At 54.0% G+C, this 16,218-nt stretch carries 13 protein-coding genes and 1 riboswitch; of the genes, 5 read left to right on the top strand and 8 right to left on the bottom strand.

The annotated features are described in order from the left end of the window. The first annotated feature begins 76 nt into the window (after nucleotides 1-76). Nucleotides 77-511 carry a Dps family protein gene (locus D3P08_RS02385; protein WP_119597802.1) on the top strand — a complete coding sequence of 145 codons (435 nt, stop codon included), beginning with the start codon at nucleotides 77-79 and terminating at the stop codon, nucleotides 509-511. Nucleotides 512-771: 260 nt separating this feature from the next. Here the strand turns inward: D3P08_RS02385 and D3P08_RS02380 are convergent, their stop codons facing one another. Both D3P08_RS02380 and D3P08_RS02375 read right to left on the bottom strand, forming a co-directional pair. Further along, the gene (locus D3P08_RS02380) at nucleotides 772-1,407 is read right to left on the bottom strand and encodes a fumarylacetoacetate hydrolase family protein (RefSeq protein WP_119597801.1); all 636 of its coding nucleotides are present in this window, start codon (nucleotides 1,405-1,407) and stop codon (nucleotides 772-774) included. A 36-nt stretch (nucleotides 1,408-1,443) separates the two neighbouring features. Continuing rightward, complete coding sequence (locus tag D3P08_RS02375; protein WP_119597800.1) at nucleotides 1,444-3,384, bottom strand: ABC-F family ATP-binding cassette domain-containing protein; 1,941 nt, start codon at nucleotides 3,382-3,384, stop codon at nucleotides 1,444-1,446. A 162-nt stretch (nucleotides 3,385-3,546) separates the two neighbouring features. Here D3P08_RS02375 and D3P08_RS02370 point away from each other — a divergent pair, with 162 nt between their 5' ends. Continuing rightward, nucleotides 3,547-4,134: a guanylate kinase gene (locus D3P08_RS02370; protein WP_119597799.1), complete on the top strand. Its 588-nt coding sequence runs from the start codon at nucleotides 3,547-3,549 to the stop codon at nucleotides 4,132-4,134. 207 nt (nucleotides 4,135-4,341) lie between these two features. On the opposite strand, the gene fumC is transcribed toward D3P08_RS02370, so the two are convergent. Both fumC and D3P08_RS02360 read right to left on the bottom strand, forming a co-directional pair. Continuing rightward, nucleotides 4,342-5,727, bottom strand: a complete 1,386-nt coding sequence (gene fumC, locus D3P08_RS02365) for a class II fumarate hydratase (RefSeq protein ID WP_119597798.1) — start codon at nucleotides 5,725-5,727, stop codon at nucleotides 4,342-4,344. Nucleotides 5,728-5,826: 99 nt separating this feature from the next. Continuing rightward, nucleotides 5,827-6,495: a bifunctional 2-keto-4-hydroxyglutarate aldolase/2-keto-3-deoxy-6-phosphogluconate aldolase gene (locus tag D3P08_RS02360; RefSeq protein ID WP_119597797.1), complete on the bottom strand. Its 669-nt coding sequence runs from the start codon at nucleotides 6,493-6,495 to the stop codon at nucleotides 5,827-5,829. A gap of 224 nt (nucleotides 6,496-6,719) precedes the next feature. Between D3P08_RS02360 and D3P08_RS02355 the strand changes: the two genes are divergently transcribed. Next, nucleotides 6,720-7,394: a class I SAM-dependent methyltransferase gene (locus D3P08_RS02355; protein WP_119597796.1), complete on the top strand. Its 675-nt coding sequence runs from the start codon at nucleotides 6,720-6,722 to the stop codon at nucleotides 7,392-7,394. Between the two features lie 37 nt (nucleotides 7,395-7,431). Here the strand turns inward: D3P08_RS02355 and D3P08_RS02350 are convergent, their stop codons facing one another. From D3P08_RS02350 to D3P08_RS02335, 4 genes are all read right to left on the bottom strand, one after another. Further along, entirely contained in the window at nucleotides 7,432-8,649 is a 1,218-nt protein-coding gene (locus D3P08_RS02350; protein ID WP_119597795.1) for a multidrug effflux MFS transporter, read from the bottom strand. A gap of 143 nt (nucleotides 8,650-8,792) precedes the next feature. Continuing rightward, entirely contained in the window at nucleotides 8,793-10,115 is a 1,323-nt protein-coding gene (locus D3P08_RS02345) for an ABC transporter substrate-binding protein (protein WP_119597794.1), read from the bottom strand. 22 nt (nucleotides 10,116-10,137) lie between these two features. Beyond that, the gene (locus D3P08_RS02340) at nucleotides 10,138-12,774 is read right to left on the bottom strand and encodes a putative bifunctional diguanylate cyclase/phosphodiesterase (protein ID WP_119597793.1); all 2,637 of its coding nucleotides are present in this window, start codon (nucleotides 12,772-12,774) and stop codon (nucleotides 10,138-10,140) included. Between the two features lie 146 nt (nucleotides 12,775-12,920). Then, a riboswitch (cyclic di-GMP riboswitch) is annotated at nucleotides 12,921-13,006 on the bottom strand. A 77-nt stretch (nucleotides 13,007-13,083) separates the two neighbouring features. Beyond that, a complete protein-coding gene (locus D3P08_RS02335) occupies nucleotides 13,084-14,274 on the bottom strand; it encodes an MFS transporter (RefSeq protein ID WP_119597792.1) in 1,191 nt (396 codons plus the stop codon). A gap of 164 nt (nucleotides 14,275-14,438) precedes the next feature. On the opposite strand from D3P08_RS02335, the gene D3P08_RS02330 reads away from it, so the two are divergent. Then, the gene (locus D3P08_RS02330) at nucleotides 14,439-15,263 is read left to right on the top strand and encodes a 3'-5' exonuclease (protein ID WP_119597791.1); all 825 of its coding nucleotides are present in this window, start codon (nucleotides 14,439-14,441) and stop codon (nucleotides 15,261-15,263) included. Between the two features lie 39 nt (nucleotides 15,264-15,302). Next, on the top strand, nucleotides 15,303-16,211 hold the full coding sequence (locus D3P08_RS02325) for a DMT family transporter (RefSeq protein WP_119597790.1): 909 nt from the start codon (nucleotides 15,303-15,305) through the stop codon (nucleotides 16,209-16,211). The last annotated feature ends 7 nt before the right edge of the window (nucleotides 16,212-16,218 follow it).

Here is a 16,218-nt window from a genome sequence, read left to right as displayed (position 1 = left end):
ACTAGCATAAGCGAATAAGCCGGAAGCCTTTTATACGGAACAATTATACTCCCCCATTTGAAAGGATGATATTAAGATGACTATTCAACAACATCTGAACCGCCAAATCGCCAACTGGAGCGTGCTCTATATTAAGCTGCACAACTACCATTGGTACGTGAAGGGCTCCCAATTTTTTACGCTCCACGAAAAATTCCAGGAGTTTTACGAAGAAGCAGCCCTGCATGTCGACGAAATCGCTGAACGTCTGCTTGCCATTAAAGGCCAGCCTCTTGCGAAAATGAGCGATTATTTGGAAACCGCCAGCGTCAAAGAAGCGGCGGGCAACGAAACCGCCGTCGAGATGGTCGACCAGCTGATCGAGGATTTCACCGTCATTATCGGCGAATTGAAGGAAGGTATGGAGGCCGCGCAAAGCGCCGGCGACGAGACAACAGCCGATATGCTCCTTGCGATTCACACCAGCCTGGAGAAGCATGTATGGATGCTGAGCGCGTTCAACGGCCGCTAATCTAATATGGCTTAATGGACGAACCGTGTAGGGTATGATTTCTGCGGTCACGCTTGTATCCAGATTCATTGAACAATCGTCCAAGATGCGATCCGGATACATAGCGGGCTGCGGCTGCCTACAAAAAGCTCCTTGCTCTTGTTTGTTGCTGGCATGGTCTATCCATGATAACAAAAATGAAGCCCTGATCAGAATGGAAGTTGGACTAACCGCCATTCTGAAAAGGGCTTCTTTTGTATTCGATATAAGCACTATAGATGTTATTTCATTGCGATCCGGCAGCTTCCAAGCTTCTCCTCGCCCCAGTATGCTTCAAGCACGTCGCCATCGCGAAGAGCTGCTACGCCGGCCGGCGTTCCGGTGAAGATCAAATCTCCCGCGCCAAGTCCGTAGTTGTCTTCAATATGGCGCACGATTTCGGCGATGCCGAAGATCATGTCCTTCGGGAATCCGTGCTGCGCCGTCTCTCCGCTGCGGATTAGCTTAAAGTCCCCTTCCGCAATAGCGGCTTCCCCGGGATAAGGGATCCACTTGCCCAGCGGCGCGGAGTTTTTGAAGCCTTTGGCCGCAAGCCACGGGTGACCCTTCTTTTTCAAGACGGATTGCACGTCGCGGAGCGTCAGGTCAAGGCCAAGCGTCATCGCGTCGAAGCACTCGTCAATCGGCATGCCCGGCTTGTAAGCTTCGGCTACGCGCAGAACGACTTCCAGCTCGAAATGAACCTCGCCTTGGTTCGCCGTAATTTGAATTTCCCCGCCGTTCATTTCCACAGCGGCATGAGACGGCTTCGTGAACATCATCGGCGAGTCCGGCACCTCATTGCCCAGCTCCAGCGCATGCAGACGGTAATTGCGTCCAATACAATACATGTTGCGAATCGTTGCGTTCGTAGTCATTGTCGTGTGTCCACCTTTTCGTCGTGTTTGTTCTTCCTAACGTTTCTGAGCTGCGATCCGTTCCGCCAGCTCATTAAGCTCGGCCCACCGGTCCATCAGCGATTCCAGCTTCTCCTCCAGCCGCTGCTGCTCCGCGGCCAGCTCCTGAAGCTTAAACGAGTCGCTGCTTGCAGCTTCCATCGCCTTCGCAACGTTAGCAAGCTCCGCTTCCGCCTCCGCGATCCAATCCTCGATCGACTCAAAGTCCTTCTGGTCCTTGTAGGACATCTTCAGGGCGCGCTCTTTCGCTTGCGGCTTCGCCTCGTCGGACGACTGCTCGGACGCTTTCGCGCCGGTCGTCTTCGCGGGGTTCGCTGCCGCAGAAGCGGTTGACGCTCCCCGTTTCTCCGCATAGGCCTGATAGTCGGAATAATTGCCCGTATGCATCGTAATGACCCCGTCGCCTTCAAACGCAATTATTTTCTCCACCGTCCGGTCGAGGAAATAACGATCATGGGAGACGACAAACACAACGCCCGGGAAATCGTCCAAGTAGTCTTCAAGCACCGTCAGCGTCGCGATATCAAGGTCGTTGGTCGGCTCGTCGAGCAGCAGCACGTTCGGCGCGCTCATGAGCACGCGCAGCAGCTGCAGCCTGCGCTTCTCTCCGCCGGACAGCTTGGCGATCGGCGTCCATTGCATGGCGGGCGGGAACAGAAACCGCTCCAGCATTTGGCCCGCGGATATCGCCGTGCCGTCCGCCGTCCTCACCTGTTCCGCTTCTTCCCGGATATACTCGATGACCCGCAGCGTCTCATCCATCTCTTCCCGCTCCTGCGAGAACCAGCCGAGCTTCACCGTAGGCCCAAGCTCGACCTTGCCCGCGTCAGGCTCAAGTCTGCCCGCAATCAGCTTGAGCAGCGTAGACTTGCCGCTTCCGTTGCGGCCGACGATGCCTACGCGGTCCTCCGGCACGGCAATATAGCTGAAATCGCGGATTAGCATGCGGTCCCCGTAGCTTTTGGATAGACCTTCAGCTTCCATAATCTTTTTGCCAAGGCGGGAGGACGCGACGGATACATCCAGCTTCCCGTCCGCGGCTTTGGGCGCCGCCGCCTTCAGCGCTTCGAACCGGTCGATCCGCGCCTTCTGCTTTGTTGTGCGCGCTTTGGCGCCGCGCCGGATCCAGGCGAGTTCGTTGCGCAATAGATTTTGCCGCTTCGCCTCCGATGCCGCCTCTCGCTCCTCCCGCTCCAGCTTCAGCTCCAGAAAGCGGCTGTAATTCGCTTGATAGAAATACGCCTCCCCCCGGTCCAGCTCGATCACGCGGTTGCTTACGCGGTCCAGGAAGTAGCGGTCATGCGTAATCATCAGCAGCGCGCCTTTGCGCTTCTGCAGCATGCCTTCGAGCCATGCGACGGACTCGTTGTCGATATGGTTCGTCGGCTCGTCCAGAATAAGCACATCCGATGGAAGCAGAAGCGCGGCCGCCATCGCCACCCGCTTGCGCTGACCGCCGGACAGCGTCTCTACCTTTGCGTCATATTGCTGGATGCCCAGCTTCGACAAAGCGGTTTTCGCGTCATTCTCCAGCTGCCATGCGTCCAGCTCATCCATCTTCGCGTTCGCCGCGATCAGCTCCGCCTGCAGCTTCTCGCTGCCCGGGTTCAGCGCGATCGCTTCCATCGCGGCCGCATAGGCCTGCACCGCGCGAAGCTGCGGGGAATCCCCTCCCAGCACATGCTCGAGCGCCGTCTCCCCGGCCTGGAATACCGGATCCTGGGTCAGCATCCGAACGACCACTCTGCCGCCAACCGATACCGTGCCGGAATCCGGGGGCTCGACACCCGCAATCACCTTCAAAAACGTCGACTTGCCGGTGCCGTTGACGCCGATAATGCCGATTTTATCCCCTTCCTCCACGCCGAACGTGACGTCTCGGAACAATACCTTCTCGCCATAGGTTTTCGTTATATGTTCAACCGATAATAAATGCATACTGTTAACCTACTTTTTCAAATAATAGAGCCGCTTGCTTGCGGCTATCTGTATCATAGCATAAAACGGCGCTCTTCCGCACGAAAGGCGGCGGCTTCTCCATTAAGAAAGCGGTCCGGAAGTCCGATATAAGACATAACGAGAGAAAGGAGCGTGCTTCTGATGATCTCTTCCCCTTACCTATTCGTTTTCACCGGCACAAGCGGTTCCGGACGGAAGACAGCAGCGCATCAGGCACTCAAGGACAGCGGCGTCCAGCATATTGTTTCATGCACGGATCGTCCGCCTCGCTGCATAGAGCAGCCGGACGGAGACTACCGGTACTTAAGCAAGGTGCAGTTTGAACTGATGAAACGGAATGATTTCTTCGCAGAATCGGTTCGTATCGACCAGTTTCATTACGGGATCGGCAAGAAGCAGCTCGATGCCGCTCTTCATTCCGGCAGGCACGTCTATATGATTTTAAATCGCGAGGGCTGCGATGTTATGCGGGAGCTTCACGGCGAACGGGTCATCCGGATCTTCCTCTATGTAGACAAGGCCACCGTACAAGAAAGATTGGAAGCCAAAGGCATGTCCTATGAGGTAATCGACCGTTACCTCGCGCATTACAACGACGAAGTCACCTACCGCAAACAATGCGAGCATGTCATTCTTAACGCGGACTTAAACGAGACGGTGCAGCAGGTTCGCGATATTGTCGGGCGGTATGTTGGCAGCACGAGGGCACCATACGATTCGGGGAATTGAGGCGGCCGCCGCCGGACATTGCCCAAGACGCCGCAGGTGGAATATTCGATTACAGAATATGGACGCGGCTCATCTGAGCATATCGATCAGAAAAATGAATACCAAATGAGGAGTTATTGACGTCCTTCTTTGAACACCTTTCCCAACCAATGCAAAAAACCAGCCCTCACAAACCAAGGGCTGGTTTTTCGCTTTCAAAGCTATAAATTAGCGTTTGCCGATCATATTCTCCGGGCGCACCCACTGGTCGAATTGCTCCGAAGTGAGAAGGCCGCTGGCGATTGCGGATTCCTTCAGCGTGAGGCCTTGCTTATGCGCGTTCTTCGCGATCGCCGCCGCGTTCTCGTAACCGATATGCGGGTTCAGCGCGGTAACGAGCATCAGCGATTGCTCCAGGTTGCGCTTGATCACCGCTTCATTCGGCTCGATGCCGACCGCGCAGTTGTCGTTGAAGGAGATCATGGAATCGGCCATCAACCGAACCGATTGAATGAAATTGTATAGGATAACCGGTTTGAATACATTCAGCTCGAAGTTGCCTTGGCTTGCCGCCATGCCGATCGCCGCGTCGTTGCCGATAACTTGGCATACCGCCATCGTCATCGCTTCGCTTTGCGTCGGGTTCACTTTGCCCGGCATGATGGAGCTGCCCGGCTCGTTCTCCGGAATCGTAATTTCGCCGATGCCGCAGCGAGGTCCGCTTGCCAGCCATCTCACGTCGTTCGCAATTTTCATCAGATTTGCGGCCAGCGCCTTAATCGCGCCGTGCGTATAGACCATTTGGTCATGGCTTGTTAGGGAGTGGAACTTGTTTTTCGCCGTAATAAACTTCTTGCCTGTCAGCGCCGTTACTTCTTCCGCTACCGCAACCGCATAGTCCGGATGGGCGTTCAATCCCGTGCCGACGGCCGTGCCGCCAAGCGCCAGCTCACGCATCGTATCTACGCTCTGAACGAGCATGGCGCGCGTATTGTCGAGCATCGAATACCAGCCGCTGATCTCTTGGCCGAATGTAATCGGCGTCGCGTCCTGCAGGTGCGTACGGCCGATTTTGACCAGGTCGGCGAACTTCTCCGCTTTCTCCTTCAGTGTGCCGTTCAGCACATCAAGCGCCGGCAGCAGAACGTCCTCTACCGCAATAACGCCCGCGATGTGCATTGCTGCAGGGAAGGTGTCGTTGGAGCTTTGCGAACGGTTCACATCGTCATTCGGGTGAACGCGCGTAGCGCTGCCTCTCGACTCCAAAATTTGGTTCGCGCGTCTTGCAACAACTTCGTTGACGTTCATATTCGTTTGCGTGCCGCTGCCTGTCTGCCATACGACCAGAGGGAACTCGTCATCCCATTTGCCGCTTAGAATCTCATCGACAGCTTCAGCGATAACGCCGGCTTTCTCTTCATCCAGCACGCCAAGCTTACGGTTCGCAAAAGCGGACGCTTTCTTGACGATCGCCATTGCATATACGACTTCAATCGGCATCCGCTCGCCGCCGATTTTAAAGTTCTGCAAGCTGCGCTGTGTTTGCGCGCCCCAAAGCCTGTCCGAAGGCACCTTAATTTCGCCCATCGTATCCTTTTCAATCCGGTAATCCATGTTCAGAACGACTCCTTTGCCTCTATTAGTCCAAAAAGAAAACTCTTTTTCTGTTATAACGCTAAACGCGGCGAGAAGCAAGCCGAGCGCGGACCTCTCCTACAGTCCTTTCGCTTCGCGGTAAGCCGCCATATACGAAGCCGCTTTCTTCTCGATCAGCGAGAGGTCGCCCGTCTTCACGGCTTCCTTCGTCAAGTCGGAACCGATGCCCACCGCAACCGCTCCGGCTTTGACCCAATCCTTCAAGTTGTCGAGCGATACCCCGCCGGTCGGCATAATGTTCGCTTGCGGCAGCGGGCCCTTAATTGTAGGAATGACGCTTGGGGAATAGAGGTTGCCCGGGAACAGCTTCACCACGTCAACGCCGAGCTCGAGCGCGCTTTGAATTTCTTGAATCGTCATCGTGCCCGGCATCACCGGCACCGCATACCGGTTGCAAAGCTTGATCGTATCCGCGTTGAGCGCAGGCGCAACGACATATTCGGCTCCCGCCAGGATCGCCGCTCGCGCCGTCTCCGGATCAAGCACCGTTCCAACTCCGATAATGGCATAGTTATCCGCATCAGGAGCCGCGTCGCTGGAATATTCCTTGGCCAGCTGCTCGATCGCCTTCAACGCGAAAGGCACCGTCATCGTTATTTCGATCGCTTTAATGCCGCCTTTTATCGCTCGTCTTGCCATTTCCGCCACTTCTTCCGGAGAATCCGCCCGCAGAACCGCAACGACACCCGCTTCCGTTAGTTGACGCAAAATTTGATGCTTTTTCATCCTTCCCATCCCTCTTCCCTTTTTGAATGTTTTTGTTCGAAAAAGTTCGTATTTCCTAGCGCCATTATAGACTTTTTCCCTATAGGCTTCAATATAAGAGATTGCTAGCCTCTTAAGATAAAACGGTCATAGATAGGAAAAAACTATTAAGATTATTGGTTTTATATATTTCCCCTATATCGCTTCCTGGCGTAATATGAAAACCAAATAAAGGAGGGATTACGATGGATCAACAAGTCAAAAAACAATTCGATGCGGCGGCAAAACAATACGATGGGCAGCGAAGGGGACTGATTCCTTGCTTCGACGGCTTCTACGGCGCAGTCGTGGAATGGACGGAAGTCCAGACCTCCGAGCCGCGCATCTTAGATTTAGGCGCCGGTACGGGACTGCTGTCAGCCATGCTGCTCGCCAAATACCCGGACGCCCGCATGACGTTAATCGACTTCAGCTCGGATATGCTGGAGCAGGCGAAAGCGAGATTTGCCGGAAACGATCGCATCGCCTATATTACGGCCGATTATACTTCCTATCCATTCGATGAGCCCTTCGACGCCATCGTCTCGTCGTTGTCCATCCACCATCTCCCTCATCCCCAGAAGCAAGCGCTGTTTAAGAGCATCCGCGGATGGTTAAAGCCGGGCGGACGATTCATCAATGCCGACCAGGCAGCCGGCGCCACGGAGCTGTTCGACCAGACCTATAGACAGCTTTGGCTGCGCGACTGCGCTGCAAGCGGCCTAAACGAGGACGCGATCCAAGCCTCCGTGAAACGCAGAAGCTTCGACATTAACGCCAAGCTTATCCAGCAGCTGGAGTGGCTTCAAGACGCAGGCTTTTCAGATGTAGATTGTGTGTTTAAATCCAACGAGTTCGCCGTATTCGTTGCGCAGGCGTAACAACAGCCATGGCTAAAGACGGACATCTTTTCCTTCTTTAGCCTTTTTTATTTCGTTTCGTCAGAAAAATAAAACAGCACACCGATGCCGCTACGAGCAGCAGCATGACGACGGCAAGCGGCATAGCCGTGCCTTCTCCGCCAAGCCCTACGAGAGGCGCGGCAGCGCCACCGAATATAAAGCTCAGCATGCCGAGCAGCGCCGAGGCGCTGCCCGCGTTGCGCCCCTGATCCTGAAGCGCAAGCGATGTCGTCGTTGTCGAGATAATGCCTACGCTGGATACGACGAGGAAAAACGCCGGTATGACCCCGGCTAACCCGAGATCCTGCCAAATGGAAACGAACAGCAGAATGGCTCCCGCAGAGGAAAGCGTAAGTCCGGCGGCAAGCAGCTTCCGCGCTTCCACTTTACCGGCCAGTCTGCCTGCAATCTGGCTCGCTATAATAATGCCCGCCCCGTTCAAGCCGAAAATCAAGCTGTAGCCGCGCGGCGTCACTTCATATATTTCCTGCAGCACAAACGAAGAACCGGAAATATAAGCGAACATCGCCGCCATCATTAACCCTTGCGTAACGGCGTAACCCATAAAGGCGGGATGGCCTAATAATCCCTTGAACGTCCGAAGCGTCGTGCCGACTCCGCCGCTTAACCGTCTCTCTTGCGGCAGCGTCTCCTTCAGCGCGGTCAGGACGGCCGCAAACATAAGCACTCCCGCGCCGGCAAGAACCGCGAACACGCCCCTCCACGAGGTAAAGGTCAAAATTTCCGCCCCGATCATCGGCGCAAGAATCGGCGCCGCTCCATTCACCAGCATCAGCAGTGCAAAAAACTTCGTTAACTCCGCCCCGGCGTACATATCCCTTACGCTGGCGCGCGCGATGACGATGCCCGCCGCGCCGGCAAGCCCCTGCACGAACCGCAGGCCGATGAAGGTCCAGATGTTCGGCGAGATTACGCAAAGCAGAGAGACGACCACGTAGACGGCAATGCCGATAAGCAGCGGCTTTCGGCGTCCCCTCACATCGCTGATTGGACCGACGATCAGCTGTCCAAGCGCGATGCCCAGCAGACAGGCTGTCAAGCTAAGCTGCGTGACGGATGCGGATGCGCCCAGCTCCTCCGACAGCGTCGGAAGCGCCGGCAAATACATGTCAATGCTTAGTGGCCCAATTCCGGACAAGGATCCCAGAATGGCTGCAATCATCAGCCTTCTCGAACGAGGTAAAGGCTGCGATATCGTTTGTTCCGTGTTCATTTCAAGCTGTGCACTCCCTTCTCTCTAGCTGCTAACAAAACATAAGTAACATTTTAACCCCGTATCAAGGATCTGACAATGAAAACAACGGCAGCGGCTGTCCGATCCGCTCGCACGCCGCTGCCGTAGCTCTAACTCCTATTTTATTGGGAACTCTTGGGCAAATAAGATTTCAAAATGTCGATCTCCTTGCCCATTTCCGTTAGAATCGCTTGCTCCGCTTCCGCAATAATCGCAGCCGCGTCTTTTTTGCGTTCAATGCCTTTATTGACCGCTTGGCTCCATATCCCCTTCGCCCGCCCATCGAGCGGAGTCAGCCGATGCTCCTTCATGTTTTCCGTAAGCTGCATGTTCAAGACATACAGCCTTTGGCCGCCGAAGAAATCGTCGGTCTCTTCCAGCTTCGCCGCATTCGCCTCCCGCGCCGGTATGTAGGCAGGAACGCTGCCGCCAATTCCTTTTAAAGGCCATTCCGTCGCTGCATATTCAATAAACGCCCATGCCCAAGCCTTCTGGTCGGAAGCGGACGGCAGCATGAAGCTGGTGCTGTTCGACCATCCATACAGGTGGAACGGCAGCCGGGTCGCTCTCCACTTGCCCGAGGTATCGGGAGCCCAGGCCTTAATCTGATCGGCGCCCCAAGTGCCCATATAAAGCATGGCAAGGTCGCCGTCGCGAACCGTCTGTGAGCCGGCTTCCGTCCATACGTCTACCAAGGACACTAACCCTTCCTCATGCACTTTCTTCACAAAATCGAGCGCATTCCGGTACGTTTCGTTATTACGGCGGAAAGCCATACTCTCGTCGAACACGCCTTGCGTGCTGTCATACAGCGCTGTAATCTCCGTCGCCCACTGTGCAATATAGCGGTCGTCCTTCTTCAAAGCTCTTGCGACAGCCAGCCAATTATCCGGATTCTCCATGAAGAGCGCCAGCTCCTCCGGCTCGGAAGGAAAACCGTACTGCTCCATAATATCCGCCCGATAATAGGTCATGAGCGTTGAGCTGCCATACGGGAAGCCGATCATGGATGTCCCGTCGAAGGAATAATTGCTGTCCCACAAGCTTTCGCGGAAATCCGCCCGGTATTGCTCAGCGCCGTAATCCGCCAAATTTTCCAGTCCCGCTATCGTCGTAAACTGCCCGAATTGCTCGCTGTCTACGACCATCACATCCGGCGTTTCGCCCGATGCGAGCGCTTCTTTGTAGACGGTCGCATAAGCATCGAAAGGAAAAGCTTTAACGGTTAAATCGACGTTCGGATATTTCTCTTCAAAGCCTTCTTCTATGGACTCCCAGCCCGCATAATAAGCCCATACCTCTAATTGAACCGGCTCCATCGAGCGCTCGCTGATCTTCTCGACCGCAGGCGGCGTCTCTACCTGAACGGTTGCATTGCCGCTGCAGCCGCTAATTGCAGCTGCCGCGAAGAGCATGCTCAACATGCTTGTCATTCGCTTTTTCATAGGCGTCTCCTCAATATTTTGCTTAGACTTCTCTTTCGTTGCGGCTTTGAATATACCGTTCAAAACGCTCCTTGGACAGCGGCTTGCTGAAATAATACCCTTGCAGCTCGTCACAGTTCAGCCCGGCGAAGAAGCTTCTCTCCTGCTCCGTCTCGATTCCTTCCGCCACAACCTTCAAGTCCATACTGTGCGCAAGCTCGATAACCGCGCGTACTACCGAGGACTTCCTTCTATCCCGGTCCGCATTCTCAATAAAATTCCGGTCGAGCTTCACGACGGAAATCGGAAGCCGCTGCAATTGGTTCAGCGAAGAATAGCCGGTGCCAAAGTCGTCAATCGAAACGCCAATCCCCATGTCGCGTATTTGCTTTAGGATTTCGATCACGTCATCAAGCTTGCGTATAAATACGCTCTCCGTAATTTCGATCCGAATAAACTTCCCTTCCAAACCCGTCTCCTGCAGGATTTGCCGGATGTTGTCCACGAGCGGAACTTGGCCGAAATGCTTCGCCGACAGATTGACCGATACCGGCAGCGACATCAGTCCCCCGTCCTGCCAAGCCTTTGTTTGCCGGCAGGCCTCGCGGAATACCCACATATCGATATCGATAATCAAGCCGGTAGATTCCGCGAGCGGGATAAATTTGGCCGGGGAGATGAAGCCTTTCTCCGGATGGTTCCAGCGAACAAGCGCCTCGAACCCGACCGGCTCGCCCGTATGGGGATCCACCTTCGGCTGATATTCCAAATAGAGCTGCCCGGCTTCGACCGCATTCCTCATGCCGTTCTCCAGCTCCATTTTTTCGCTTAACGAATCTTCAAGCTCCTGGTTGTAAAACTGGTACACGCTCATACCCTTGTCTTTGGCGACATACATCGCGATGTCCGCTTTTTTGACAATATCGTCAATGGATGTGCCGTGGTTGGGGTACACGCTGATTCCTATGCTCGTTGTCGTATACACGGAGGATTCGCCCAGCATAAACGGCTGGTCAAAAGCGGCGCATATGCGTTCCGCGAGCTCCCGAGGCGCGCGTTCTTCACGGAAGCGCTGCACGAACACAAACTCGTCCCCGCCTAACCGGTAGACGCTGCAGGAAGAATCGGACAGCGCCTGAAATCGCCGAGCGACATGGCACAGAAGCACATCTCCAGCCGCATGGCCAAGCGAGTCGTTAATTTGCTTGAAACGGTTCAAGTCAAGGAACATAACGGCGACGCGTTCGCCGCTTCCCTCCAGCTCCGAGAACATTGCGCCAAGCGCCTGTTGGAAATGATGCCGGTTCGGAAGCCCGGTCAAGCTGTCATAGTATGCCAGGTGATGAAGCTTCTCCTCGGATTCGCGCAGCTGCGCGTTCATACGCTCCGACTCCCGAAACATCTGCACCAGATTGTGCGACATGTCCTTTACGTTGTGGACAAGAGAATTAATTTCGAGAATGCTGCTGGTTGGCCAATCCAGCGATATTTTGCGCTTCAGCTTGTCCGGCAGGTTAGTCGTCGAGCCGGCTAGCTCCATCAGGCCGCGGCTCAGCCAGCGGCTCATGGCGAAAGCAAGCGCCCCCGCTGCCGCGACGCTGGCCAGCATATAGAGGAGATGATAGAGATAGTCTTTAAAAATTTGTTCCTTGTAGTTTTCAATTGGATAACTAATGGTCAGTAACAACGGGACACGGTCGCTTATATTCGCCTTATATACGTAACGCGCGTCGCGCCACTTCTGAGTAGGCAGCAGTCTAGATGATGAGCTCTTCGGCATCTCGATATAGAAGTTGTCCGCAATATCCTTGGCTGCCCGGATAGACAGCACGATCCCTTCAGCCCATGGTACAGGGTTTGACGCCGCCAGCAAGCGCTGCTCCGGGTTCATAACGGCTAAGTCGAACGCTTGATTCGCCGCGTGCCGGTCTACGATATCGTTCAAATAACTGAGCTGAATCATATTCTGCAATCGAAGACCGAGCATGTCTTCTTCGCTCCACTGTTTCAGTTCATCCGCAATCATATGCGCCGTATTGCGGGAAGCCTGATTAGCCGCATGCATCGTAGCATCATAAGAATTCCAGCCGCTGATCATCATGACGAGCAAAAACGGCAGCGTAACGGTAATAAGCGTTACGTTCATCAAAGCGCAGCTGAACGGAACCGACGTCCGTCCGCCGTCTCTCCCAAATCTCAACCTGCGCAGAATAGGCAAACAATCCGTCATCCCGGCGATGAGCGTATTAAAAAATCCATTCACCGCTGATATTGCCAGCAGTACAAAAAACTCCATCCCAGAAAACGGTCCCGTTCTTAGATAGATCAGCAAAATTAGCGGAAAGCCGAACACCGTCCAAAAGAGGACATCGGCCGCCAATACGGTAATTTTCCTCCTCGGGAGCAGTCCAAGCCAGCAAAGCTCGAGCAAAAAAATCAATATAAAATAGGGAGCGTCAAAAAAGAAAATCGCGACGGTGTAAGCGATTCCAGAACACGCCAAGCCTATCCGCAGGCCGTACAGCCTCATCAGCATAAGCAGCGGAATATTGGCGAATACAAACGTGATGCCGTAAATAAGCTGCAGATGCTGCGCAGCGCTAAAGATTGAAAGCGCGAATGCTCCTGCAAAAAACAGCCATCGGAGCATCAGCTGGGAGTGAACCTTCCGTTTCCACATAGGCACACGGCCCTCCTAAAGCGAGAAGTCTTCATCTTTGATGCAAAAATAAGGGGTCCGCAACGGTATGTATAGATTAGAAAAGGCCCAGCCGCTATTTCAGCAACCAGGCCCGAATGATCCAATGACAATGTAGGTAGAATCAGATGTGCAACCCGGCGATCATAAAAAAAGTTTTGTTAGACCCGTGGCTTTGCGTCCTATGCTTTCGCATAGTTTGCCTTTTTATTCAGTTTCAATTACTAATCCGATTTTACTAGATTCCATCTCATTTTCATAGATCCATTGTCCTATTTCGCAAAAATATTTTTAAAGAGCGGCGCCTTCTTCAACATGCGAGGCTCCGCGCCTGCGAAGCGCTGCAAATAAGACGGCAAAGCCAGCTAATCCGAGCGCCGCCATGACCGTACCCGCCATATACATCGCCGGCGCTCCCATCTCCTGGAACAGCCACCCTCCGATTAGCCCCGCCGCCAAGCCTGACAGCCCGCCGTAGACAAGCGCGTATACCGCTTGACCGGACGCGCGGAACTCGGCCGGAACGAGCAGAGCCGTCAGCTGGGTCCCTATATAATAGAAGCAGCCGAACGTGACGCTGTGCAGCAGCTGCGCCGCCATAATTTGCGCCGCGCTGTCCGCCCCCGCCATAACCAGCCATCTGACCGCGAATAGGAGGCTGACGAATATTAAGCAGAAAAGCATCGTCTTTACGTCTCTTTTCAAATAGCGGTCAAGCAGCAGGAATACGGGGACTTCAAAGATCGAGGATAAAAACGCCGCCCAGCCGATCATTTCGGCCTGACCGCCTAACTCCGCTATATACAAGCCTATAAACGTATGGTTCATCGAATTGGGAACGGATAGGACCAGCCCAACCATAAGGAACAAAATAAAAGTCCGATTCATAAAGACGGACCGGTAATTCACCTTCTTCTTTTCCGCTTGCGGCTTCGCTTCCCCTCTTGGAAGACCAAGGGCGAACAGCAGGGACAACAGCATCATCGCCGTAAATAAAATCCACAGCCGCGTGATTCCAATCTGTCCGATTGCAGGTCCGGCGGAAGCGGCCATGACCGCCCACCCCAATGACCCCCATAGACGAAACGTCCCAAAGCTATATTTGGTCCCTTCAATCGCATTCAGAATCAAGCTGTTGCTTTGCGAAAACAACGGAACCTGAAAGAAAAAGAAAAGAAGCATCGTGAAATAAATCAGCGTATGCGATTGCGCAAGGAAGACGATCTGCATCAGGACCGCCGCGCTGACCAGCATCACGATCAGCACCATCCGCAAATTGCGGAACCGGTCGCTCATGTAGCCCCAGAACGGATTGGCGAACAGCGATACGACGGGACCGCCGGCCATCAGCGCCCCAATCTCAAGCGTTGACCAGCCGATCTCCTGCAGGTATAAGGCAAAAAACGTGCTGTAAATCGATAACGCTCCAAAAATTAAAAAATTAAAAGCCTTGATGATGGAGTACCGGGTGTTCGATCTCATGCCTTCACTTCCGCCTCCGCTTCCGAAAACCGCTATTTGGCTCTAGTATAATGGAATCCCGGCCAAAATTATATAACGTTTCCGGCTTCCGCGCATAAGCGTTGCGCATTTCGGCTGCGAATCTGCTAGAATGGATACTGCGAGCAAAATTGGAGGTTGTTGATTTGGACTATATCGTACTCGACATTGAATTTAATGGGCGCAAATTCGCCAGCGATCTGCCAATGGAAGTCATCGAAATCGGCGCGGTGCGCCTGGACGCGTCCTTGAACCCGATAGACGAATTTACGGATTTCATTAAACCTGTGTATTTCGCCAAGCTGAATTCTTTCATTCAGAAAAAAACCGGCATTCCGCAAGAAAGCATCGATGCTGCCGAGGGATTCCCAAAGGTGATCCGCGATTTCCTCGCGTGGCTCTCCAAAAGCGAGCAGCCGATGCTCATTACATGGGGCGGCGAAGATCTGAAGCGGATAGTGCTCGATACCCGAATGCATAAATTGGATGACGCTTATTGGCTGGCCGTCCCGTACTTCGACCTGCTTAAGGGGTTTCTGCGCGTCAAAGGCTTAACGAACGACGTGAGCGTCGAAGCGGCGCTTGCCGATCTCGGGTTATCCTCGGAAGGCTCCGCCCACCGCGCGTTAGACGATGCCCGGATGACGGCCGACATCTTCCGTCAAATATACGATCAGCTCGATTTCAGTTACGTTCAGCACTATAAGGATCTGTTCACCAACGCGAAGGAGCGCAGGCTCGTGAAGAATGCGATCCGTCTGCTGCGCTCGCAGAAGCTCGAGCCGACATGGGAATCGTTCGCGGAGCATGTCTTGAAGGATAAGGTGAAGCTGGACGATCCCCGCAAGGAAGCCGAGATGAAGGAGTACTTCATGGCGGAGCTGGAGAAAAAAAACGCGAAAGCGTCCCCTCCCGGCAAAAATAAAGCCGCGGCGGCTAATGAACCGAATCAGCCGGCAAAAAATGATTAAGCATTACATTTTATTGGGTTATGGGGAGAAACAACATCGATGAATCACAACACGAAAAGCTTTATCGGAATTGAACTGCTGTATGTCATCGGCATTATCGCCATCTCGTTTTCCTCGATCTTCGTGCGATGGTCGGACGCGGATGTGGCGGTCATTGCCATGTACCGGCTGTATTTAACCAATCTTCTGCTGCTGCCCGTCGCGTGGAAATACCGGCATGTGCTGTTTCGGTTGACTGCCCGCCAGTGGGGATGGCTGGCTGCATCCGGCGCAATGCTGGCGCTGCATTTTCTGCTGTGGATGGCCTCGCTTCGATTAACGACGGTCGCCAGCTCGACCGTCATCCTGACGTTAGAGCCCGTGATGGTTATGGTCGGCTCTTACTTTCTGTTCCGTACGAGAACCAACAGCGTAATGCTCATCGGCATGGGAATCGCCATTGCCGGCTCGGTCGTTATCGGAGCAGGCGATTTCAAGCTGTCCGGGGACGCGCTGCTTGGCGACTTGTTATCGTTCTTCGGCACCGTTGCCGTCGCGATCCATGTGCTGATCGGCAAGAAGCTGATGGAGAAGATCGACTCCTTCCCTTACAGCTTCTGGGTCTTCGCGTTTGCGGCTACCTTCCTTGCCTTCTATAATGTCGCGCAGGGCAACCGCTTTACCGGCTACGAAGCGAAGGAATGGGGCATCTTCCTGCTGCTGGCGATCGTGCCGACGCTGTTCGGCCACTACTTGTTCAATTGGCTGCTGAAATATATGAATGCCACCGCCGTCTCCATGTCCGTGCTGGGCGAACCGGTTATCTCTTCCATCCTGGCATGGGTTCTTCTGAAGGAAGCGCTGACCGGCTATCAGCTTGGCGCCGGCCTCTTCATTCTGTTCGGCGTATGGCTGTTCATTCGGCACGGCGATCGCGCGAAGGCAACGAAGACGCTTAGCGCGTCATAAGAAAAGC

The sequence above is a fragment of the Paenibacillus nanensis genome (assembly GCF_003583765.1).
In the GTDB taxonomy this organism is placed as follows: Bacteria; Bacillota; Bacilli; order Paenibacillales; family Paenibacillaceae; genus Pristimantibacillus; species Pristimantibacillus nanensis.
The sequence above is the reverse complement of the archived record's forward strand: the minus strand, read 5'-3'. Positions and strand labels throughout refer to the sequence as shown.

Excerpts from the sequence above, each read along its gene's own strand:
- D3P08_RS02385 (WP_119597802.1), top strand. The coding sequence starts at position 77 with ATGACTATTCAACAACATCTGAACCGCCAAATCGCCAACTGGAGCGTG.
- D3P08_RS02380 (WP_119597801.1), bottom strand. The coding sequence starts at position 1,407 with ATGACTACGAACGCAACGATTCGCAACATGTATTGTATTGGACGCAAT.
- D3P08_RS02375 (WP_119597800.1), bottom strand. The coding sequence starts at position 3,384 with ATGCATTTATTATCGGTTGAACATATAACGAAAACCTATGGCGAGAAG.
- D3P08_RS02370 (WP_119597799.1), top strand. The coding sequence starts at position 3,547 with ATGATCTCTTCCCCTTACCTATTCGTTTTCACCGGCACAAGCGGTTCC.
- fumC (WP_119597798.1), bottom strand. The coding sequence starts at position 5,727 with ATGGATTACCGGATTGAAAAGGATACGATGGGCGAAATTAAGGTGCCT.
- D3P08_RS02360 (WP_119597797.1), bottom strand. The coding sequence starts at position 6,495 with ATGAAAAAGCATCAAATTTTGCGTCAACTAACGGAAGCGGGTGTCGTT.
- D3P08_RS02355 (WP_119597796.1), top strand. The coding sequence starts at position 6,720 with ATGGATCAACAAGTCAAAAAACAATTCGATGCGGCGGCAAAACAATAC.
- D3P08_RS02350 (WP_119597795.1), bottom strand. The coding sequence starts at position 8,649 with ATGAACACGGAACAAACGATATCGCAGCCTTTACCTCGTTCGAGAAGG.
- D3P08_RS02345 (WP_119597794.1), bottom strand. The coding sequence starts at position 10,115 with ATGAAAAAGCGAATGACAAGCATGTTGAGCATGCTCTTCGCGGCAGCT.
- D3P08_RS02340 (WP_119597793.1), bottom strand. The coding sequence starts at position 12,774 with ATGTGGAAACGGAAGGTTCACTCCCAGCTGATGCTCCGATGGCTGTTT.
- D3P08_RS02335 (WP_119597792.1), bottom strand. The coding sequence starts at position 14,274 with ATGAGATCGAACACCCGGTACTCCATCATCAAGGCTTTTAATTTTTTA.
- D3P08_RS02325 (WP_119597790.1), top strand. The coding sequence starts at position 15,303 with ATGAATCACAACACGAAAAGCTTTATCGGAATTGAACTGCTGTATGTC.